20 protein-coding genes and 1 other annotated feature are annotated in these 21,828 nt (G+C 66.2%); of the genes, 13 read left to right on the top strand and 7 right to left on the bottom strand.

The features are described from left to right. Positions 1–56: 56 nt before the first annotated feature. Complete coding sequence (locus FOA17_RS02635) at positions 57–1,547, bottom strand: SulP family inorganic anion transporter (protein ID WP_149139934.1); 1,491 nt, start codon at positions 1,545–1,547, stop codon at positions 57–59. Positions 1,548–1,640: 93 nt separating this feature from the next. Further along, positions 1,641–1,698 (bottom strand) — a sequence feature (sul1 is cis-regulatory element that is thought to sense ions involved in sulfur or methionine metabolism; They are found in Alphaproteobacteria). A gap of 96 nt (positions 1,699–1,794) precedes the next feature. Beyond that, the gene (locus FOA17_RS02630) at positions 1,795–2,658 is read right to left on the bottom strand and encodes a MurR/RpiR family transcriptional regulator (protein ID WP_149139933.1); all 864 of its coding nucleotides are present in this window, start codon (positions 2,656–2,658) and stop codon (positions 1,795–1,797) included. A gap of 152 nt (positions 2,659–2,810) precedes the next feature. Here FOA17_RS02630 and FOA17_RS02625 point away from each other — a divergent pair, with 152 nt between their 5' ends. The 9 genes from FOA17_RS02625 to FOA17_RS02585 all read left to right on the top strand — a co-directional run bounded on the left by FOA17_RS02625 (position 2,811) and on the right by FOA17_RS02585 (position 13,134). Further along, positions 2,811–3,596 (top strand): N-formylglutamate amidohydrolase, encoded by a 786-nt coding sequence (locus tag FOA17_RS02625; protein WP_149139932.1) that lies wholly within the window; start codon positions 2,811–2,813, stop codon positions 3,594–3,596. A gap of 1 nt (position 3,597) precedes the next feature. Next, positions 3,598–4,143: a TRAP transporter small permease subunit gene (locus FOA17_RS02620; RefSeq protein ID WP_149139931.1), complete on the top strand. Its 546-nt coding sequence runs from the start codon at positions 3,598–3,600 to the stop codon at positions 4,141–4,143. Next, positions 4,144–5,487, top strand: coding sequence for a TRAP transporter large permease (locus tag FOA17_RS02615; RefSeq protein ID WP_149139930.1), 1,344 nt, complete (start codon positions 4,144–4,146; stop codon positions 5,485–5,487). Between the two features lie 54 nt (positions 5,488–5,541). After that, a complete protein-coding gene (locus FOA17_RS02610; RefSeq protein ID WP_149139929.1) occupies positions 5,542–6,579 on the top strand; it encodes a TRAP transporter substrate-binding protein in 1,038 nt (345 codons plus the stop codon). Positions 6,580–6,780: 201 nt separating this feature from the next. After that, positions 6,781–8,145: a glutamine synthetase family protein gene (locus FOA17_RS02605; protein WP_149139928.1), complete on the top strand. Its 1,365-nt coding sequence runs from the start codon at positions 6,781–6,783 to the stop codon at positions 8,143–8,145. An 84-nt stretch (positions 8,146–8,229) separates the two neighbouring features. Next, entirely contained in the window at positions 8,230–9,615 is a 1,386-nt protein-coding gene (locus tag FOA17_RS02600) for an aldehyde dehydrogenase family protein (RefSeq protein ID WP_149139927.1), read from the top strand. Beyond that, on the top strand, positions 9,612–10,772 hold the full coding sequence (locus FOA17_RS02595) for an iron-containing alcohol dehydrogenase (protein WP_149139926.1): 1,161 nt from the start codon (positions 9,612–9,614) through the stop codon (positions 10,770–10,772). The genes FOA17_RS02600 and FOA17_RS02595 overlap by 4 nt, the downstream gene beginning before the upstream one ends. Before the next feature lie 51 nt (positions 10,773–10,823). After that, entirely contained in the window at positions 10,824–12,068 is a 1,245-nt protein-coding gene (locus FOA17_RS02590; protein WP_149139925.1) for an NAD(P)/FAD-dependent oxidoreductase, read from the top strand. A gap of 61 nt (positions 12,069–12,129) precedes the next feature. Continuing rightward, entirely contained in the window at positions 12,130–13,134 is a 1,005-nt protein-coding gene (locus tag FOA17_RS02585) for an NAD-dependent epimerase/dehydratase family protein (RefSeq protein WP_149139924.1), read from the top strand. Between the two features lie 79 nt (positions 13,135–13,213). Here FOA17_RS02585 and FOA17_RS02580 read toward each other — a convergent pair whose 3' ends face one another. Then, positions 13,214–14,200 carry a 2-hydroxyacid dehydrogenase gene (locus tag FOA17_RS02580; RefSeq protein WP_149139923.1) on the bottom strand — a complete coding sequence of 329 codons (987 nt, stop codon included), beginning with the start codon at positions 14,198–14,200 and terminating at the stop codon, positions 13,214–13,216. A 169-nt stretch (positions 14,201–14,369) separates the two neighbouring features. On the opposite strand from FOA17_RS02580, the gene FOA17_RS02575 reads away from it, so the two are divergent. From FOA17_RS02575 to FOA17_RS02565, 3 genes are read left to right on the top strand one after another with little or no spacing between them, the layout of a single operon-like run. Then, a complete protein-coding gene (locus FOA17_RS02575) occupies positions 14,370–14,963 on the top strand; it encodes an SH3 domain-containing protein (RefSeq protein WP_420841674.1) in 594 nt (197 codons plus the stop codon). A 1-nt stretch (position 14,964) separates the two neighbouring features. After that, a complete protein-coding gene (locus FOA17_RS02570; protein WP_149139921.1) occupies positions 14,965–15,867 on the top strand; it encodes a cation diffusion facilitator family transporter in 903 nt (300 codons plus the stop codon). After that, complete coding sequence (locus tag FOA17_RS02565) at positions 15,857–16,498, top strand: flavin reductase family protein (RefSeq protein ID WP_149139920.1); 642 nt, start codon at positions 15,857–15,859, stop codon at positions 16,496–16,498. The genes FOA17_RS02570 and FOA17_RS02565 overlap by 11 nt, the downstream gene beginning before the upstream one ends. Here FOA17_RS02565 and FOA17_RS02560 read toward each other — a convergent pair. Then, positions 16,468–16,935, bottom strand: a complete 468-nt coding sequence (locus tag FOA17_RS02560; protein ID WP_149139919.1) for an OsmC family protein — start codon at positions 16,933–16,935, stop codon at positions 16,468–16,470. The two genes, FOA17_RS02565 and FOA17_RS02560, sit on opposite strands and share 31 nt — an antisense overlap. A 27-nt stretch (positions 16,936–16,962) precedes the next feature. Between FOA17_RS02560 and FOA17_RS02555 the strand changes: the two genes are divergently transcribed. After that, positions 16,963–17,601 carry a GntR family transcriptional regulator gene (locus FOA17_RS02555; protein WP_238991707.1) on the top strand — a complete coding sequence of 213 codons (639 nt, stop codon included), beginning with the start codon at positions 16,963–16,965 and terminating at the stop codon, positions 17,599–17,601. On the opposite strand, the gene FOA17_RS02550 is transcribed toward FOA17_RS02555, so the two are convergent. From FOA17_RS02550 to FOA17_RS02540, 3 genes are all read right to left on the bottom strand, one after another. Further along, positions 17,598–18,401: a carnitinyl-CoA dehydratase gene (locus tag FOA17_RS02550; protein ID WP_238991706.1), complete on the bottom strand. Its 804-nt coding sequence runs from the start codon at positions 18,399–18,401 to the stop codon at positions 17,598–17,600. The genes FOA17_RS02555 and FOA17_RS02550 overlap by 4 nt on opposite strands. Continuing rightward, the gene (locus FOA17_RS02545; RefSeq protein WP_149139917.1) at positions 18,398–20,386 is read right to left on the bottom strand and encodes an acetate--CoA ligase family protein; all 1,989 of its coding nucleotides are present in this window, start codon (positions 20,384–20,386) and stop codon (positions 18,398–18,400) included. The genes FOA17_RS02550 and FOA17_RS02545 overlap by 4 nt, the downstream gene beginning before the upstream one ends. A gap of 274 nt (positions 20,387–20,660) precedes the next feature. Continuing rightward, positions 20,661–21,824 carry an acyl-CoA dehydrogenase family protein gene (locus FOA17_RS02540; protein ID WP_149139916.1) on the bottom strand — a complete coding sequence of 388 codons (1,164 nt, stop codon included), beginning with the start codon at positions 21,822–21,824 and terminating at the stop codon, positions 20,661–20,663. Positions 21,825–21,828 lie beyond the last annotated feature (4 nt).

The following is a 21,828-nucleotide window of genomic DNA, read 5'->3' as shown; positions in this document are numbered from 1 at the left end:
CAGCAAAGGCGCACAGGTCGCCCCCGCCGGCAGATCCGACCAAGGCGACCCGTGCCTCAATGCGCCGTCAGCGCGCCCCGCTTGCCCGGCTTGTCATGCAGGCCCAGCCGATCCACGATGGTCTCCGACGCGGCATTCAGGCCGACGACCTCCACGCTGACGCCCAGACGGCGGAATTTCAGCACCGCCGAATCCAGCGCCTGCACCGACGAGATGTCCCAGATATGTGCCGCGCTCACGTCGATGGTCACCCGATCCAGGCTTTCGCGGAAATCGAAGGCGCGCAGGAATTCCTCGACCGAGGCAAAGAACAACTGACCCGAGACGACATAGATGCGCCCCCGCCCATCCGCGCTTGCGGTCGAGGTGACGCGGAACAGGCGCGCGATCTTGCCGGCAAAGAAGATGCCCGACAACAGCACCCCGACCAGCACCCCGATGGCAAGGTTATGGGTCCAGACCACCGCCACCACCGTCGCCAGCATCACCACCGAAGACGAACGCGGATTGGTCCTGAGCGCCGCCAGCGACGACCAGGAGAAGGTGCCGATACTGACCATGATCATGATCGAGACCAACGCGGGCATCGGGATCCGCGCCACCCATTCCCCCAGAAAGACCACCAGAATCAGCAGCACCAGCCCGGCGGTAAAGGATGACAGCCTGCCCCGCCCGCCGGATTTCACGTTGATCATGCTTTGCCCGATCATGGCACAGCCCGCCATGCCCCCGATAAAGCCGGTCGCGGCATTCGCGATGCCCTGGCCGATACATTCCTGATTGCGGCTTGAACGGGTGTCGGTCAGCTCATCCACCAGGTTCTGCGTCATCAGGCTTTCCAGCAGGCCGACCACGGCAATCGCCAGCGCATAGGGCAGGATGATCGACAGCGTCTCCAGCGTCAGGGGAACCTGCGGGATCAGAAACACCGGCAGCGTATCGGGCAAGGCGCCCATGTCGCCCACCATGCGCACATCCCAGCCAAAGACCATGCACAGCCCCGTCAGCACCACGATGGTCACCAGCGGCGACGGCACGGCGCGCGACAGGCGCGGGAACAGATAGATGATGGCCAGCCCCGCCGCCACCAGCACATAGGTCAGCGGGGTGACGCGCGCAGGATCCAGCTCTGGCAATTGCGCCAGAAAGATCAGTATCGCCAGCGCATTGACAAAGCCGGTCATCACCGATTTCGACACAAAGCGCATGACAAAGCCCAGCCGCAGCACCCCCATGGCGATCTGGATCAACCCGGTCAACACGGTCGCGGCCAGCAGGTAGTGCAGCCCGTGGTCGCGCACCAGCGTCACCATCAGCACCGCCGTCGCCGCGGTCGCGGCCGAGATCATGCCCGGCCGCCCGCCGGTGATCGCCGTCAGCACCGCGATCGAGAAACTGGCATAAAGCCCGACCTTGGGATCGACTCCCGCGATGATCGAAAAGGCAATCGCCTCGGGGATCAGCGCCAGCGCGACGACCAGCCCCGACAACAGGTCAGCCCGGATGTTGCCGAACCATTCGGCCCGGTAGGTTTCAAACGAAAACATGTCATTTCCTGAACGGCCCCGCATTACGATCAGGACCATCATCCGGATCAATGCCGGGCCCCCGGAAAGGGTGGCCAGCGCGGCGTCCGGTAGGGTTGTCCGGCGGATCGGCGGCCGGAAGAGCCAGCCGGGGCTTGCACCCGGCTCCTTGTTCGCTGCGCCCCCATAGCCGCATCGACCGCGAAAGCCAAGCGCCCGTCGCGGGGCCGCCGGGCCGGGGCGCGGCGCACCCGTCACACCGCACCTGTCATCGGGCCCGGCGGAAAAAGCGCGAACGGTCGTAAAGCGCCTCAAGCCGCTTCAGACGGGCCTCGGTCTCGGACCAGCTCAGGGTCTGGACGGCAGCCAGCAGCGTTTCGACCAGCACCGTGATGGACACCATGCTGTCCCAGGCGCTCGGGGCCTCGATATGGGCGGCAAGGGTGTGGCGGGCATGGGCGGCGGCGGGGCTGACCCAGCGGTCGGTGATCAGCACCACCTCGGCGCCCTGCTCCACCGCCAGTTCCACCAGTTGCAGCACCGAGTTTTCGTAGCGCCGGATGTCGAACACCACCAGCACATCGCCGCGCTTCATGTCCAGCAGCGCCGGCGGCCAGGTGTTCGACAGGCCCGACAGCAGCGTGACCTCGCGCCGCACCACCTTCATCAGGGTGACAAAGTAATCGGCCTGCGCATGGGTGATGCGCCCGCCAATGGCAAAGACCGCCCGCCCGGGATCGGCCAGCAGCGCCGCGGCGGCATCGAATTCGGCATGGTCGATCTGGCCCAGCGTGGCTTGCAGATTGCCCACCACCGCATCGGCAAAACGGTTCAGGATATGCGTATCCGGCGCCCCGCCCGCCCAGCGGTCATGCTTGGCCAGCGGCGAGACCAGCATCGCCTCCACCTCGCCGCGCAGGGCGTGCTGGTAATCGGGATAGCCCTTGAAACCCAGCTTCTGACACAGCCGCACCACCGTCGGCGTGGACACTTCGGATGCCTTGGCCAGCGCGGTGATGGAGCCGAGCGCCGCCACCGGATAATTCTTGAGGATATGCGTCGCGAGCTGCCGTTCCGCCCGCGTCAGATCGGGCAATGCACTGCGCATCTGGTCTTCGATCGTCATCTGCATGCCCGCCCCCATGGCGCGAATCCCTGCGCCTTTGGCACAGTCTGCGCCGCATTTGGAAAATTTTGTAACAGAAAATGTGCAGAAGAAAAATTCTTGACAGAGGCGCCCCGCCCGAAGGACGCTTGGCGCAACAACAGGGATGAATCGCAGCAATGACTGCACCGATTGCCGATACCGACGGGCGCTTTGCGCCCGTGATCGAGGGGCGCGACCGCAAGGGCGACGTGATCCTGGTCTGCGACCATGCCGCCAATGCCTTTCCGCCGCCCTGGGGTGACCTGGGCCTGACGGCTGACCAGCGGCAGGCGCATATCGCCTGGGATCCGGGCGCGCTTGGCCTGATGCGCGGGCTGGCCGCACGGCTGGAGGCGGCCTGCGTCGCCGCCACGGTCAGCCGGCTGATCTATGACTGCAACCGCGCGCCCGACATGCCCGGCGCGATGCCCGCGCAATCGGAGCTGCACCAGATCCCCGGCAATGCCGCCATCACGCCCGAGGCGCGGCTGGCGCGCGCCCGCGCCGTCTATCTGCCGTTTCAGACCGCGCTGCATGATCTGATCGCCGAACGCATCGCGCTTGGCCGCCGGCCGGCAATCATCACCATTCACAGCTTTACCCCGGTCTATTTCGGCAAGCCCCGCGCGGTGGAATTCGGCGTGATCCATGACGCCGATCCACGCCTTGCCGTCGCCATTCTGGAGGAGGCGCGCCGCCGCTCCACGCTGAATTGCGGGCTCAACGCGCCCTATTCGGCGGCGGATGACGTGACCCATACCCTGCGCCTGCAAGCCACGCCCTATGGCCTGCCCAATGCCATGCTGGAGATCCGCAACGACCTGATCGCCACGCCCGAGGCCGAGGACACCATGGCCGCGACGCTGGCGCCGGTGCTGGCGGCCGCACTGGCCCGGCTTGGCCCCCCGCGGAAGGAACCCTGAGATGCCGCGCTGGTCCATCGCCTTTGTCCGTCTTGTCGATCGGCTGAATTACGGCGTCGGCCGCATGGCCATGTATCTGCTCTTCGTGCTGATGGCCGTGCTGATGTGGTCCGCCGCGACCAAGCTTTATGGCCGCCCCTCGCTCTGGACGCTGGAAATGGCGCAATTCGTGATGGTCGCCTATTACATTCTGGGCGGCCCCTATTCGATGCAACTTGGCAGCCATGTGCGCATGGATCTGTTCTATGCCCGCTGGACGATCCGGCAAAAGGCCTGGACGGATGCCTTCACCGTGCTGGCGCTGATGATCTATCTGGGCGTGATGATCTGGGGTGCCTGGGACAGCCTCGCCTATTCGCTGACGCTGAAATGGCCCGATGGCGCCCTGCTGCCCGAGATCGGACGGCTGGAGCGCAGCCCGACCGCCTGGCGGCCCTTTCTGTGGCCGATCAAGGGGGTGCTGTTCCTCGGCTTCGTGCTGATGTTCCTGCAATCGCTCACCTATCTGATCCGCGACATCGCCATTCTGCGCGGGGAGGAGATCTGAATGCCGCAGGAAATGATCGCCCTTCTGATGTTCTCGACCATGCTGGTGCTGATGATCACAGGCCAGCGTGTCTTTGGCATCATCGGCGTGGTGGGCGTGGTGGCGGCGCTGGCGCTTTGGGGCACCGGCGGGCAGGCCATGGGGTTTTCGGCGTCGATGAAGCTGATGAAATGGTATCCCATGCTGACGCTGCCGATGTTCGTCTTCATGGGCTATGTCATGAGCGAGACACGCCTGGCCGAAGACCTCTACAAGATGTTCCATGTCTGGTTCGGCCCGGTGCCCGGCGGCCTTGCCATCGGAACGATCCTGCTGATGGTGCTGATCTCGGCGATGAACGGGCTCAGCGTGGCCGGCATGGCGATCGGATCGACCATCGCCCTGCCCGAACTGCTGCGCCGGGGCTATGACAAGCGCATGGTGACCGGCGTCATTCAAGCCGGGTCGAGCCTTGGCATCCTGATCCCGCCTTCGGTCGTTCTGGTGCTTTACGCGATGATCGCCCGCGCGCCGGTCAGCCAGTTGTGGCTGGCGGGGCTGATGCCGGGTCTGGTGATGGCCGGGCTGTTCATCGCCTATATCGCGCTGCGCAGCGCGCTGAACCCCAGGCTTGCCCCGCCGCTGCCGCCTGAGGAACGCGCGGCCTATACCCGTGCCGAAAAGATGCGCCTGCTGGGCGCGGGCCTGCTGCCGCTGGCGATCTTTGCCGCGATGATGGGGCCGTTCATCTATGGCGTCACCTCGCTGGTGGAGGCCTCGGTTGTGGGGGTCGGCGTCACGGTGCTGGCCGCATTGGCCAAGCGCCGCTTCACCCGCCAGGTGTTCGAGGTCGCCACGCGCGAAACCCTCGCCATCTCCTGCATGTTCATGTGGATCATCCTCGCCGCGCTGTCCTTCGGGGCGGTGTTCGACGGGCTGGGCGCGGTCAAGGCGATCGAAAACCTGTTCGTCGGCCAGTTGCACCTGAACCCCTGGACGATCCTGATCCTGATGCAGCTTTCCTTCCTGGTCATGGGGATGTTCCTTGATGACACGGCGATGCTGGTCATCGTGGCGCCGCTTTATGTGCCGCTGGTGGCGCGGCTCGATCTGGGTCTGCCGCCCGATCAGGTGCTGATCTGGTATGGCGTGCTGTATACGATCACCTGCCAGATCGCCTATCTGACCCCGCCCTTCGGCTATAATCTGTTCCTGATGCGGGCCTTTGCGCCGCCGGAAATCAGCATGGGCGACATCTACAAATCGGTCACCCCTTTCGTGCTGCTGATGGCGGCGGCGCTGGCGCTGGTGATGCTGTTTCCCGAAATTGCGCTGTGGCTGCCACAGACGCTGCAAGTGAAGTGACAACCCGCTGAGGGGCGGCGCGAACCGCCCCCGCCCAACCAACGGAGGTTCAAGATGACGACCAGACGGAAGTTTCTGACGACCGGCGCGCTTGGCGGCGCCGCTGCCGCCCTTGCCGCACCGACGGTGCTGCGCGCGCAGGCCCCGATCAAGTGGCGGATGCAGACCTATGCCGGTGCCGCCCTGGGCGAGCATGTGGTGAAGCCGGCGGTGGAGGCGTTCAACACCATCGCCCAAGGCCAGATGGAGATCGAGCTTTACTATTCCGACCAGCTTGTCCCCACGGCCGAACTGTTCCAGGCCATGCAGGCCGGCACCATTGACTGCGTGCAGTCGGATGACGATTCCATGGCTTCGCCGACCGAGGTCACGGTGTTCGGCGGCTATTTCCCGCTGGCGCTGCGCTACAGCCTCGATGTGCCGGCGCTGTTCAGCAAATACGGGCTGAAACAGATCTGGGAAGAGGAATATGCCGCCGTTGGCGTCAAGCACATCTCGGCCGGGTCGTGGGATCCCTGCAACTTCTCCACCAAGAAGCCGATCAACAGCCTCAAGGATCTGGAAGGGCTGCGCATCTTCACCTTCCCGACCGCCGGGCGCTTCCTCACCCAGTTCGGCGTCGTGCCCGTCACCCTGCCCTGGGAGGATGTGGAGGTCGCGCTGCAAACCGGCGAACTGGACGGCCTTGCCTGGTCGGGCATCACCGAGGTCTATACGGTCGGCTGGGCCAATGTGACCGACTATTTCCTGACCAACAACATCTCGGGCGCCTGGATCGGCCATTTCTTCGCGAACATGGACCGCTGGAACGCCCTGCCCCCGCATCTGCAAAAGCTGCTGGAGACCTGTTTCGAACAGTCGCACTACTATCGCCAGCACTGGTATTGGGCGGGCGAGGCCGATCTGCGGATCAATGGCGGCAAGCTCAAGCTGACCACCATCCCCGACGAGGAATGGCAGACCGTGCAGGATGCCGCGGTGAAGTTCTGGGACGAGATCGCCGCCGAAAGCGAGACCAAGGCCAAGGTTGTCGAGATCATCAAGAAATACAACGACACCATGGTTCAGGCCGGCCCCCCCTACCGCTACTGACGCCCGGGCCGGGGGCGCCATTGCGCGCCCCCGCGCCGCAATATATGATCAAATTATGCCGCAAGCCCTGCGGCACCCGGAGGAAAGACATGGCCCGCGCCCTGCGCCCTTGTTGCTGGCCCAGAAAGCCCGAGTTCGGCGGCGGATCCTTCCGCGCCCGCCTGAACCCTTTCCCCCATTCCTGAGAACAAGAGGCCAGACATGCCCGCCAATCTCACCTTCGACGCCCTGAAAGCCGCCGTCGCGGCCGGCGAAATCGACACCGTTGCCGTCTGCCTGGTGGATATGCAGGGCCGCCTGATGGGCAAGCGCTTTGTAGCGCAGCATTTCATCGACGGCGCCCATGAAGAAACGCATTGCTGCAACTACCTGCTCGCCACCGATATGGAGATGTATACGGTGCCGGGCTATGAAAGCACCTCCTGGGCGGCGGGCTATGGCGATTACGTCATGAAGCCCGACCTTGCGACCCTGCGCCGCCTGCCCTGGGCGCCCGGCACCGCCATGGTGATGTGCGATGTGCTGGATCACCACACCCATCAGCCGGTGCCGCATTCCCCGCGCGCCATCCTGAAACGCCAGGTCGAACGCGCCCGCGCCATGGGCTTTGAGGTGATGATGGCGACGGAACTGGAATTCTTCCTGTTCGACGAAAGCTTTGCCGATCTCTTTGATCGCGGCCACCCGCTACCCACGCCGAAGGCGCGCCACAATGTCGATTATTCGATCTGGGGCACCTCGGCCGATGAACCGATCATGCGCGACATCCGCAACAAGCTGTGGGGCGCGGGCATTCCGATCGAATGTTCCAAGGGCGAGGCCGATGCCGGGCAAGAGGAGGTGAACGCGAAATATTCCGACGCGCTCGACACCTCGGACATGCACGCGATCATCAAGCTGGGGGTCAAGCAGATCGCGCTGCAACATGGCGCCAGCGTCACCTTCATGGCCAAGTATGACCACCGCAAGGCCGGGTCGAGCAGCCATATCCACCAGTCGCTGTGGAAGGACGGCAAGCCCGCCTTCCTCGACCAGGCCGACAGCCACGGCATGAGCGCGCTGATGAAGCAGTATATGGCCGGGCAACTGGCCCATGCCGAGGAAATCACCTGTTTCCTCGCGCCCTGCATCAACAGCTACAAGCGCTTTGTCGTCGGCATGTTCGCCCCCACCAAGGCGGTCTGGTCCTGCGACAACCGCACCGCCGGCTTCCGCGTCTGCGGCGAGAATACCAAGGCCGTGCGGGTGGAATGCCGCATTGGCGGCGCCGATCTGAACCCCTATCTCGCCTGTGCCGCGCTGCTGGCGGCGGGTCTGGCCGGGATCGAGGGCAAGATGGAGCTGGAGCCCGAGATGAAGGGCGACATGTATGGCGCGGCCGGCGTGCGCGAGATTCCGAAAACGCTGGGCGCGGCGGCGGCGGCGCTGAAAGGATCCGCCATGCTGCGCGCGGCCTTTGGCGATGCGGTGGTCGATCACTATGTCCATGCGGCCGAGTGGGAAATCGCCGAACAGAACCGCGTCGTGACCGATTGGGAACGCAGCCGCGGCTTTGACCGGGCCTGAGCGACAGAACGAACAGGGCAGCGCGGCCCGCCGGGCGCGCGTTGCCGGGTTAACCGGCCCCCCGGGGCCATGAGGATGACGAAGATGAAACCCATTCAACTGATTTCGCCGGTGGACGGCTCGGTCTGGCTGGAGCGCACCCCGCTGGACCGTGACGCCGCCTTTGCCGCCGCCGCCCGCGCCAAGGCCGCGCAAAAGGCCTGGGCCGCGCGCCCGCTGGCCGAACGCATCGCGCTGGTCAAGGCCGGTGTCGCCAAACTGCTGGAAGGCAAGGACGAACTGGTTGCCGAACTGGCCTGGCAGATGGGCCGCCCCACCCGCTTTGGCGGCGAATGGGGGCCGCTGAATGCCCGCGTCGATTACATGTCGGAAATCGCGGAAAAGACCCTTGCCCCCGAGGTGGTCGAGGATGGCGCGACCTTCACCCGCTATCTGGCGCGCGAACCCGTCGGCGTGATCTTCATCATCGCGCCGTGGAACTATCCGTTCATCACAACGATCAACACGCTGGCCCCGGGGCTGATCGCCGGCAATACGGTCATGCTCAAGCATTCCAGCCAGACGCTGAAAGTGGGCGAGCGGCTGGCCGAGGCGTTCCATGCCGCGGGCGTGCCGGAGGATGTGTTCCAGAACGTCGTGCTGGACCACCCGACGACCGAGGCGCTGATCGCCGCGCGCAGCTTTGGCTTCGTGAACTTCACCGGCTCGGTCGGGGGGGGCGCGGCGATTGAAAAGGCCGCCGCTGGCACCTTTACCGCCACGGGGCTGGAACTGGGCGGCAAGGATCCGGGCTATGTCCGTGCCGATGCCGATCTGGATGCGGCAGTGGACAGCCTGATGGACGGCGCCATGTACAATGCCGGGCAATGCTGCTGCGGCATCGAGCGGGTCTATGTCCATGAATCGCTTTACGATGCCTTTGTGGAAAAGGCGGTGAAATGGGTGAACGGGCTGAAGCTTGGCAATCCCTTTGATCCCGAAAGCACGCTGGGGCCGATGGCGAACAAGCGCTTCGCCGCCGTGGTGCGCGGCCAGATCGCCGAGGCAATCGCCGCCGGCGCCAAGCCGCTGATCGACCCCGCGCATTTCCCCGCCGATGACGGCGGCGCCTATCTCGCGCCGCAGGTCCTTGTGAATGTCGATCATTCGATGCGCGTGATGATGGAGGAATCCTTCGGTCCGGTCGTCGGCATCATGAAAGTGTCGGGCGACGCCGAGGCCATCAAGCTGATGAATGACAGCCCCTATGGCCTGACCGCCTCGATCTGGACCGCCGATGCCCAGGCCGCCGCAGAGATCGGCGCGCAGATCGAAACCGGCACCATCTTCATGAACCGCTGCGATTATCTGGACCCGGCGCTGTGCTGGACCGGCTGCAAGGATACCGGGCGCGGCGGCTCGCTTTCCTATCTCGGCTTCCATTCGGTCACGCGGCCGAAATCCTACCATCTCAAGAAGGTGACGAAATGACCCATAACGTTCCGAACCGGAACTGGTCTTACCCGACGGCGATCAAGTTCGGCGTGGGCCGCATCGCGGAACTGGCCGATCACTGCAAGGCGGCGGGCATCGCCAAGCCGCTGCTGGTGACCGACAAGGCGCTGGCCGCGCTGCCGATCACCGCGCAGGCGCTGGACATTCTGGATGCCGCCGGGCTGGGCCGCGCGGTGTTTTCCGAGGTGGACCCGAACCCGAACGAGCAGAACATGGCCGACGGGATCAAGGTCTATCGCGCCGGCGGCCATGATGGCGTCATCGCCTTTGGCGGCGGCTCGGGCCTTGATCTGGGCAAGATGATCGCCCTGATGGCGCATCAGCGCGACGGGCTTTCGGTCTGGGATCTGGAGGATATCGACGACTGGTATACCCGTGCCGATGCCGACAAGATCGCCCCGGTGATCGCCGTGCCCACCACCGCCGGCACCGGGTCCGAGGTCGGGCGTGCCGGCGTGCTGACCAACAGCGCGACCCACAAGAAGAAGATCATCTTCCACCCCAGGCTGATGCCCGTCGTCACGATCTGCGACCCGGCGCTGACCGTCGGCATGCCGCGCTTCATCACCGCCGGCACCGGCATGGACGCGCTGGCGCATTGCCTGGAGGCCTATTGCAGCCCCTTCTACCACCCGATGTCGCAGGGCATCGCGCTGGAGGGCATGCGGCTGGTCTTCGAGAACCTGCCCGAGGTCTATGACACCCCCACCGATCTGGACGCCCGCGCCCATATGATGAGCGCGGCCGCCATGGGCGCGGTCGCCTTCCAGAAGGGGCTGGGCGCGATCCACAGCCTCAGCCACCCGATCGGCGCGGTCTACAACACCCATCACGGCACAACCAATGCGGTGGTCATGCCCATGGTGCTGGATTTCAACCGCCCCGCGATCGAGGACCGTATCGAAAAGGCCGCCGCCTATCTGGGCATCGCGGGCGGTTTCGACGGCTTCCGCGCGGCGATCATGGATCTGCGCGCCAAGCTGGGCATTCCGGCCAATCTGACCGCCATGGGGGTTGACCCCGCGCGGCTGGACGAACTGACCGAAATGGCGCTGGAAGACCCGTCCTGCGGCGGCAACCCGATCGAGATGACGCGCGAGAATACCCGTGCGCTTTTCGCCGCCTGCATGTAATCCCGGACAGGCCCCGCCATCCTTTCGGCGGGGCCTTCCTGGGGGTGGACCGTGACCGAACATCTGACCACCGAAATTGCCGTGATCGGCGCCGGCGTCATCGGCATGGCCTGCGCCCTGCGCCTGCGGGCCGAGGGGCGGCAGGTGGTGATCGTCGATCCCGAGGCGCCGGGTTCGGGCGCCTCCTACGGCAATGCGGGCACGGTGGCCGATTACGCGGTGCAACCCGTCGGCACGCCGGATGTGCTGAAATCGCTGCCCTCGCTGCTGTTCGACCGCAATTCGCCGCTGGCGATCCGACGCGCGGCCCTGCCTGCGCTGGCGCCCTGGCTTGCGCGTTTCGCGCGGCAAAGCCTGCCCGCCGCCGCCCGCCGCAATGCGCAGGCGATTGCCGCCCTGCTCGCGCAGGCGACCGCCGACTGGCAGAGCTTCGCGGCCGAGATCGGCGGCAGCGCATTGCTGCAACCGCGTGGCTGTCTCTATCTCTATGAAAGCGCCGCCGCCTTTCGCGCCGCCAGCCGCGACATGGCCTTTCGTCAAAGCCTGGGCATCACCGTCGAATTGCTCCGCCCCGAGGCCCTGGCCACGCTGGAACCCACGCTCCCCGCGCTGGAGGGGGGGGCGGCCTTCTTTCCCAAAGCCATCTTTCTGTCCGACCCCGGCGCGATGATGGCGCGGCTGGCCGCGACGCTGACCGCGCGCGGCGTGCCGCATGTGGCCCGGCGCGTCACGCGGCTGGAACGGCGGCTGGACGGCGTGATGATCACCGGCCCCGACCTGCATCTGCATGCGCGTCAGGTGGTGCTGGCGGCAGGCGCGCATTCGCGCGCGCTGGCCGCGCAGGCGGGGGACCGCATCCCGCTGGATACCGAACGCGGTTATCATGTGGAATGGGCGATGGAGCGCCCGCGGCTGACGCGCCCGGCCTGCCCCACCACGCGGGGCTTCTACCTCTGTCCCATGGCGGGGCGGCTGCGGGTGGCCGGCACGGTGGAGCTGGGCGGGCTGACCGCGCCCCCCTCACCGCATCGCATCGACCGGCTGGTGGAGGGGGCGCGGGCGATCTTTCCCGATCTGGGCGAACCCACCCGGCACTGGATGGGCTTTCGCCCGTCATTGCCCGACAGCCTGCCGGTCATCGCGCCCTCTGGCGGCGGGGCCGATGTGATCCATGCCTTTGGTCATGGCCATATCGGGTTGACACTGGCGCCGGTCACGGCACGGATTGTCGCCGATCTGGTCGCGGGGCGGGCGGCGGAACTCGACCTCGCGCCTTATGCGGCCACGCGGTTCTGACGGCGCCCCCGGGGCGCTGCCCCGGACCCCGGAGTATTTGGACAAGAAGCAAAGGGCAGTCATGGCAGGCAAGGCATTCGTCACCGGATCGGCGGGATTCATCGGCTATCATCTGTGCCAGCGCCTGCTGGCCGAGGGTTGGCAGGTGTTGGGGCTGGATGGCATGTCGGACTATTACGACGTGCGACTGAAGCAGCGCCGCCATGCCATGCTGGCGCAGCATGAGGGGTTTCGCGCGGTCGAGGGTTTGCTGGAGACGCCGGGGCTGGTGCGGGAACTGGTATCCGGGTTCCAGCCCGATGTGATCGTGCATCTGGCCGCACAGGCCGGGGTGCGCCATTCGATCGACGCGCCGCGCGCCTATGTCGATGCCAATCTGATCGGCACATTCGAGGTGCTGGAGGCCGCCCGTGCCTCGCCGCCGCGCCATATGCTGCTGGCCTCTACCAGTTCGGTCTTCGGGGCCAATCCCGACATGCCTTATGCCGAAACGCAGAAGGCCGATCTTCAGATGAGCTTTTACGCCGCGACCAAGAAGGCGACCGAGGCGATGGCGCATAGCTATGCCCATCTTTACGCGCTGCCCACGACGATGTTCCGCTTTTTCACCGTCTATGGCCCCTGGGGGCGGCCCGACATGGCGCTGTTCAAGTTCACCAGGGCGATCCTGAGCGATGAGCCGATCGACATCTACAACCACGGCGACATGCGGCGCGACTTTACTTATATCGACGATCTGGTGACCGGGATCCGCGGCCTGATCGACGCGGTGCCGGGCACGGTGCCGGTAGGCGCCTGTGACAGCCTGTCGCCCGTGGCGCCCTGGCGCGTGGTGAATATCGGCAATGGCGCGCCGGTGCCCCTGCTGGATTTCGTGGCCGCGATCGAAGCCGCGACCGGCCGCAAGGCGCGCAAGAACCTGCTGCCGATGCAGCCCGGCGATGTGCCGGCGACCTGGGCCGACGCGACGCTGATCGAGACGCTGACCGGCGCCCTGCCGCGCACCGATATCCGCGAGGGGGTCGAACGCTTCGTGCGCTGGTATCGCGATTACTATGCCGTCTGAGCCCGCCTGAGAGCCGCGGGCGCAGCCCGCGGTTCGAGGCAAAAGACTTGCGCCCCGCAAGGGGCGCGCCGCCTGGCGGTCAGAGCATGCCGGGCACGACCTGATCCGGCGGGCGATGACCATCGGCAAAGGTCTTGATATTGATCAGCACCTTTTCGCCCATCTCGATCCGGCCCTCATGCGTGGCCGATCCCATATGCGGCAGCAGCACGACATTGGGCAGCTCGCGCAGGCGCGGGTTGATCTCGTGCCCATGCTCGAACACATCAAGCCCGGCCCCCGCGATCTCGCCCGCGCGCAGCCCCCGGGTGAGGGCGTTCTCGTCGATCACCTCGCCGCGAGAGGTGTTGATCACCACCGCCGAGGGTTTCAGCAGCTTCAGCCGCCGCGCATTCAGCAGGTGAAAGGTCGAGGGCGTATGCGGGCAGTTGACCGAGACGATGTCCATCCGGGCGATCATCTGATCCAGGCTTTCCCAATAGGTCGCGTCCAGCTCCTGCTCGATATCGGCATGAACGCGGCGGCGGTTGTGGTAATGGATCTGCATGCCGAAGGCCCGCGCCCGGCGCGCCACGGCCTGACCGATGCGCCCCATGCCCAGAATGCCCAGCCGGCGCCCGCCGATGCGGCCGCCCAGATGGTCCATGGGCGCCCAGCCCGACCAGCGGCCGGCCTGCATCTCGGCCATGCCTTCGGGCAGGCGGCGCACCACGCCGAGGATCAGCGCCATCACCATATCGGCGGTATCTTCGGCCCCCACGCCCGGCGTGTTCGATACCAGGATCCCGCGCGACCGGGCGGTGCCCACGTCGATATGATCCACCCCCGCGCCGTAATTCGCGATGAGCTTGAGCCGCGGCCCCGCCTGCCCCAGCACCCCCGCGTCGATCTGATCGGTCACGCAGGGCACCAGCACGTCGCAGCGTTTCACCGCATCGACCAGTTCGTCGCGTGTCATCTTCACATCGGGGTCACGCAGTTCGACGTTGAACAGCTCCTTGAGCCGCGTTTCCACGGGCTCCGGCAAGCGGCGGGTCACAATGACGTCAAGGCGCTGAGCGGGCATGCCCTTCCTCCTGAATTCTGGCGACCGGGACCCTTCCAAATCGGGCCGGTTTCCGGCAAAGTGCCGACTTGCGGGGCAAGGCACAAGACCCCACGCAACAATGTTGCGCGCAAACATGCGCTTTGGACGGTTTTTTCCTGCCAGGGCGACCGAAGGCTTGGATATGGGCATGACTCTGACGCATTTCTTGCGGTTTTCGCTGCTGCTGGCCTGTTTCGCGGCACCCGTCGCGGCCCAGACAGAAGCGCCCGTGACCGACCCGCCGGTGAGCGAGGCTGAAACCGGCGGCACCGCGACGACCGAGTCGCCCGGCCCGGCGATTGCACGCGACCCCTCGCGCGGGCAGGTCACCAACCTGCCGCTGCCGCGTTTCGTCACGCTCAAGACCGGCGAGGGCAATGCCCGGCGCGGGCCCGGCCTGACGCATCGCATCGACTGGGTCTTTACCCGCGCGGGCATGCCGCTCAAGGTGACCGCCGAATACGAGAACTGGCGCCGCGTCGAAGATCAGGAAGGTCTGGGCGGCTGGGTGCATTATTCGCTGCTCTCCGGGGTGCGGTCGGTGCTGATCTCGGCCGAGCTGGCCGACTTCCGCGCCTCGCCCGATACCGATGCCGAGGTGGTGCTGCGCGCCGAACGCGGTGTGATTGCGCGGGTGCTGCAATGCACCGAGGATTGGTGCCGCCTCTCGGTCGAGGGTGAGCGGGGCTGGGTGTCAAAGGCGGCGTTCTGGGGCGTCGATCCCGGCGAGGTGATCGAATAGCATGGTCTTCGACGCGCAGACCCGCATGAAGCTTTCGGCCGGGGCGGCCTCGGTTCTGGTGGCCGGGCTGCTGGTCGGGCTCAAGCTCTGGGCGCTTGGCCAGACCGGCGCGCTGTCGATTGCGGCGTCGCTGGCCGACAGCGCGATGGATCTCTTGATGAGCCTGGGCGCCATGGGGGCGCTGTTCTATGCCGCCAAACCCGCCGATGACGACCATAATTTCGGCCATACCTCGGTCGAGGATCTGACTGCGCTGGCGCAGGCGGTGCTGGTGGGCGTCTCGGGCGTGCTGATCGGCTGGACCGCCATCTGGCGCCTGATCGCGCCGTCGGAAACCGCGCTGCGCGCCGAAAATGCCGGAATCGCGGTCATGGTGATTTCCATGCTGCTGACCGTGGCGCTGGTCTGGTGGCAGGGCAGGGTCGCCCGGCGCACCGCCAGCCGCGTGGTCGCGGCGGACCGGCTGCATTATCTGGGCGACCTGCTGCCCGCCTGCGGGGCAATCCTGTCGCTGATCGCCTCGTCCTGGTTCGGGATCGGGCAGGTGGACAGCATCGTGGCGCTGGCCGCCGCCGCCGTGCTGGGGGTTGGCGCGCTGCGCATCTTCAAGGGCGCCTGGGATGCGCTGATGGATCGTCAGGCCCCGCCCGAGGTGATCGAGGGCATCGCCACGCTGGCGCGCAACTGGCCGGGCGTGCGGGGGTTTCACGATCTCAAGACCCGCACCGCTGGCAGCCGCATCTTCGTGAACCTGCATATCGAACTGGATGGCGACCTGCCCCTGCGCGAGGCGCATGACATCGGCGCCGGGCTGCGCCGCACCATTCTGCTGGCCTATCCGCAGGCCGATGTGATCATCCACAAGGATGTCGCCCGACCGGAGACTTCCCCCCATGCGCTTTGACACGGACGCCTTTCCCGCCAACCAGATTTACAAGCTGCTGACGGCGACAGTGGTGCCGCGCCCGATTGCCTGGGTCTCCACCCGTTCCGCCTCTGATGTGGCCAATCTTGCGCCCTTCAGCTTTTTCAATGTGATGGGGGATGAACCGCCGATTCTGGCGGTTGGCATCAATCGCGGCGCGCGCGGCATGAAGGATACCGCACGCAATATCATCGACACCGGCGCATTCGTGGTGAATCTGGTGCCCTTCGATCTGGCCCAGGCGATGAACCTGACGGCGATCGACGCGCCGCCCGGCGTGTCGGAGTTCGATCTGGCCGGGCTGACCGCCGCCCCCGCGCAGCATGTCACGGCGCCGCTTCTGGCCGAAAGCCCGGTCCATTTCGAATGCGTGACACATGCCTCGCTCGTCACCGGGCCGGAGCAGATCCTGGCGGTCGGACGCATTCTGGCTGTTCATGTGGACGACCGCTTTATCAAGGATGCGGCGCGTGGTCATGTGGACAGCGTCGCGCTCGACCTGATCGGCCGTGGTGGCGGCACAGCCTATCTGCGCGGCAGCGACTGGTTCAGCATGACCCGCCCGACATGGGCCGAGCATCAGGCCGAAAGCGCGAATTCCGGCGCGTAATCGACTGGAAAATTCACCGATCGTGCGATGAAACAGACCTTGTGAATGCGGTGGTGGATCGCCTCGGCCTGCGCCAGATCGGTGCCGGCGGGCAGGGTGATCCGGGGGCGCAGCGTGACATGGGTGAACCGGCCGGCGCCGCCCGGCCCCATCTCGGCCCGGCCCAGCGGGCTGTCTTCGTAGGCCTGCACCGCAATGCCCGCATCGCTGGCATAATGCAGATACCACAGCATATGACAGGCCGAGAGCGCGGAAAGCAGCAGGTCTTCGGGGTTCATCTTGCCGGGATCGCCGCCCAGCAGAGGGTCATTGGAACAGGCGATGACAGGCTTGCCCGGCACGGCGATGTTCCAGGTTCGGTCATAGGCGCGGTAATCCTCCGTGCCCGCGCCGCGGTTTCCGGTCCAGACGATGTGGCTCGTATAGTCATGCGGCATTGCAGCCCCCTTCAGCATTGTGTATACATGTATACACAACAGAAGAACCGGCGCAACATGACCCTGACAGAAACTCTGCGGCACGAAATCCTGACCGGGCGCCTGCCCCCCGGCACGCTGCTGTTGCAGACCGAACTGGCCGCGCGCCACGGGGTCAGCCGCATTCCCGTGCGCGATGCCTTGCAGCGGCTGGCGGCGGATCGGCTGGTGACGGTGATCCCCGGCAAGGGCGCGCAGGTCGTGGCGCTGACCCATGCCGAACTGGCCGAGGTGTTTGACCTGCGCCTGTTGCTGGAGGGCGACCTGATCCACCACGCCGCGCGCGCGGCCACCCCCGAAGATCACGCCGAGGCGCTATACCAGCTGCGCAAATCGGATCTGGAGGCCGGGCGCCCCGGCTGGGTCGCGGGCGATTGGGATTTTCACCGCGCCCTCTATGCCCCGGCGCGGCGGCCCCGACATCTGGCACTGATCGCCGAATTGCGCGACACCTGCGCGATCCATGCGGCGCGCTATGACAGCCTGACCAGCGAAACCGCGCGCTGGCTGGCCGATCATCAGGCGATTTACGACGCCTGGGCGCAGGGTCAGGCCACCGTCGCGGCCGCCCTGCTGACCCAGCACCTGCAAGACGCCCGCGATCACTTGCTGGCCCGGATGCCTTAGCGCCCCTTCCAGACCGGATCGCGCTTTTCGGCAAAGGCCCGTGCGCCTTCCAGTTGATCCTCGCTGGAATAGAGCCGGTCCACCGTCGGTATCTGCCGCTTGGTGATGCGGTTCAGCGCGTCCTGGAACCGCATCGCCTCGGCCTCGCGCACCACTTCCTTGATCGCGGCATAGACCAGCGGCGGGCCCGAGGCGAGCAGCCGCGCCAGTTCCCATGCCTTGTCCAGCAGCGCCTCAGAGGTCGTGATCTCTTTCAAAAGGCCCCAACGCAGCGCCTCATCGGCATCGAACCAGCGCCCCGTCAGCAAGAGATCCATCGCCACATGATAGGGAATGCGCTTGGGCAGCTTGATCGAGGCCGCATCCGCCACCGTGCCCGACCGGATTTCCGGCAGGGCAAAGGTCGCATTTTCCGAGGCAAGGATCAGATCGCAAGACAGCGCCAGTTCCAGCCCGCCACCGCAGCAGATGCCGTTCACCGCCGCGATGACCGGCTTGTTCAGGTTCGGCAATTCCTGCAACCCGCCAAAGCCGCCGACCCCGTAATCGCCATCCACCGCGTCGCCCTCCGCCGCAGCCTTGAGATCCCAGCCGGGGCAAAAGAACTTGTCCCCCTCGGCCCGCAGGATCGCCACGCGCAGGCTGTCATCATCGCGAAACGCCCGAAAGGCCAGACCCATGATGCGGCTGGTCTTGAGGTCGATCGCATTGGCCTTGGGACGGTCGAGCGTCAGTTCCAGGATCGGGCCGTCACGCCGGGTGCGGAACGGCCCCTCGGTCAGCATGGTCATTTCGGTCATTCCACCCTCCGTATCAAGGCATCCACCGCCACCGCCCCGCTTTCGCACAGCAGCACCGGGTTGATTTCGATTTCCTCCAGCCTGGCATCCGCCGCCATCAGGGCCCCCAGCCGCAACGCCATATCGGCAAAGGCGGCGAGATCGGGGCGCGGTCGCCCGCGATAGCCGTCCAGCAGCGGCCAGAGCCGCAGGCCCCGCAGCGCCCCGTCGATCTGCGCGGCCGTCACCGGCCAGACCAGCGTCGCGGTATCGGCCAGCACCTCGGCCGTGATGCCGCCCATGCCGAGCGTCAGCGTCACCCCGTAAACCGGGTCGCGCCGCAGCCCGAGCAGCATCTCGGCCCGGGCGCCGGTCACCATCTCCTCCAGCAGATAGCCGGTGGCACCGGGCATCTCGGCCTGCCCGTCCAGCGTGGTCAGCCCCAGCCGCACCGCCCCCGCCTCGGTCTTGTGCGCAAAACCCAGCCCCTTGAGCGCGAAGGGCGGGGTCAGCCCCGCAGGCCGCAGCGCGGCAAGGTCGGGCGCGGTCACCGCGCGCGGCACCGAAACGCCAGCGGCGGCCAGGGCCGCCTTGCCCTCGGCCTCGTCCAGCAGGCGCGCCGCGCCGGCGGGCACCGCCACCAGCGGTCGCCAGCCCGGCTCCCCCGCCGGCACCTGCGCCGCCTTCAAGGCCGCAAGCGCGGTCTCCAGCCCCATCAACGGCACCAGCCCCTCCGCCATGAAGCGCGCCGCCTGCCCCTCATCGAAATTCTCGGGCAAGGAGGCGACGGGAAAGGCCGGGCGCCCGGTCGTCCGCTGCGCCGCGGCAATCGCCTCCAGCGCGGGGCCATAGCTCGACGGGTCGCAGCGATCGGGTCGCGGCGGGTCGATGATATAGATCCCGGCATCATAGGCGGCCAGCATCGTGGTAAAGACATCCGTGGTGCGCGGCCCGTCACCCCAGATGAAGGTGTGATAATCCAATGGGTTGGCAATAGTGACGATCGGTCCGAGGATCTCGGCCAGGCGGGCCTCGGTGGGCGCGGGCACCGGCGGAAAGCCGATCCCCGCCGGCGCGGCCAGATCAGCCACCAACCCCGCCTCACCGCCCGAACAGGACAGAGAACAGATCCGCGCGCCCAGACCCGGACCATGCACATGCAGAATCTTCAACGTCTCGATCAGCGCGGGCAGCGTCTCCACCTCGGCCACGCCGCATTGCCGCAGAAAGGCCGAAGACGCCGCCCCGCCCCCCGCCAGTGACGCGGTATGCGAGGCCGCCGCCGCGCGCGACAGCTCGGTCTTGCCCGACTTGATCGCGACGATCCCCTTGCCCGCCGCCCGCGCGGCTTCGGCCAGGGCGGCAAAGGCCGGCGCATCGTCGATCCCCTCGACATAAAGGCCAAGCGCCGTCACTCGCTCATCCGCCAGCAGCGCGCCGGCCAGTTCCGCCAGCCCCACCTGCGCGGCGTTGCCCAGACAGGCCACATAGGCCACCGGCAAGGCACGGGCCTGCATGGTCAGGTTGATCACGATATTCGACGACTGGCTGAGCAGCGCGACACCGCGCTCCACCCGCTGCCCGCCATGCTGATCGGGCCAGAGCAGCGCACCGTCGAGATAGTTGATCACCCCATAGCAGTTCGGCCCAAGGATCGGCATCGCGCCCGCCGCCGCGACCAAGTCGGCCTGAAGCCCGGCCTCACCGGCCTCTTCCCAGCCGCTCGCAAAACAGATGGCGCCGCCCGCCCCCATGGCCGCCAGTTCGCGCACCACATCCAGCGTGGCGAAGCGGTTGACCCCGATAAAGGTCGCATCCGGCACACCGGGCAGATCGGCCAGCCGCGCATAGGCGCGCAGCCCACCCACCGTGGCGCGCTTGGGATGAACCGGCCAGATCGGGCCGTCAAACCCCATCCGGTGACATTGCTCGATCACGTTCTCGGCCCAGCCGGCGCCCAGAACGGCGATGGAACGCGGGCGCAGCAGGCGGTGCAGATCGCTCATGCCCAGCCCCGCGCCATTTGGCCCGCGCCGGGGGCTGTCTGCCCCCGGGCCCCCGAGGATATTTTTGAACAGATGAAGGCGTGGGGCAGACGCCCTGCCTCCAGCCAAGGAGGCAGGGAATCTTCACCTGTTACGGCCATCGGCGTCCCCGCCTGTTCCGCAAGATCAGTAGTCACAGATTCGGTTAACATCGGGTTATTCATCTGTTCAAAAATATCCTCGGGGGGAGGCCCCGAAGGGGCCGTGGGGGGCAGACAGCCCCCCTTGCGACGGATCAGCCGCCGACCGCGCGGAGCAATTCGCGGCTGATGATATGGCGCTGGATCTCCGAAGTGCCTTCCCAGATCCGCTCCACCCGCGCGTCGCGCCAGATGCGTTCCAGCGGCAGGTCATCCATCAATCCCATGCCGCCATGGATCTGGATCGCCTCATCGGCGACCATGGCCAGCACTTCGGTCGCCTTCAGCTTGGCCATGCTCATATCCGCCTCGGTCACCGTGCCCTGGTCGAATTTCCACGCCGCTTCCCAGGTCAGCAGTTCCGCCGCCTTCAGCTCCATCGCCATATCGGCCAGCTTGAAGCTGACGCCCTGGAACTTGCCGATCTGCTGCCCGAATTGCCGACGCTCGGCCGCATAACCGATCGCGTGTTGCAACGCCCGGTCGGCGCGGCCGAGGCAGGTGGAGGCGACTTGCAGGCGCGTCGCCCCCAGCCAGGTATTCGCGACCTCGAACCCCTTATGCGCCTCGCCCAGAACCGCGCTGTCGGGCAGGCGGACATTGTCGAAATCCAGCACGCAATTGGTGTAGCCGCGGTGGCTGACATTGCGATAGCCCTCGCGCACCGAAAAGCCGGGCGTCCCCTTGTCCACGAAGAAGGCGGTGATCAGCTTTTTCTTGCCGCGCGGGGTATCTTCCTCGCCGCTGGCCATGAAGACGATGGCGAAATCGGCCAGGTCGGCATGGCTGATGAAATGTTTGGTGCCGTTCAGCACCCAGTCGCCCCCCTCGCGCCGGGCGCTGGCGGTCATGCCGCGCAGATCGGATCCGGCGCCGGGTTCGGTCATGGCCAGGCAATCCCATTTCTCGCCGCGAATGCAGGGAAAGAGGTATCTCTCGCGCTGTTCCGGGGTGCCCGCCAGCAGGATGTTCGAGGGCCGCGCGACGCAGGTCCAGTGCAGGGCGTAATTCGCCCGGCCCAGTTCGCGTTCATAGAGCAGCCAGCTCAGCGTATCGAGGCCGGCGCCGCCGACATCTTCGGGCATGTTGGCGGCGTAAAGCCCTGCTTCCATGGCCTTTTTCTGGATCTCGCGGATCAGGTCGGGCCGCAGATGGCCCGTGCGCTCCACCTCGGCCTCATGCGGATAAAGTTCCGCCTCCACGAAGGCGCGGGTGGTTTCGACAATCATCTTCTGTTCGTCGGTCATGCCAAAGAACATGCGC

The organism is Gemmobacter caeruleus (assembly GCF_008271655.1).
Taxonomy (GTDB): Bacteria; Pseudomonadota; Alphaproteobacteria; order Rhodobacterales; family Rhodobacteraceae; genus Gemmobacter; species Gemmobacter caeruleus.
Note: the sequence above shows the minus strand (reverse complement) of the source record. Positions and strands in the feature narration are given on the sequence as shown.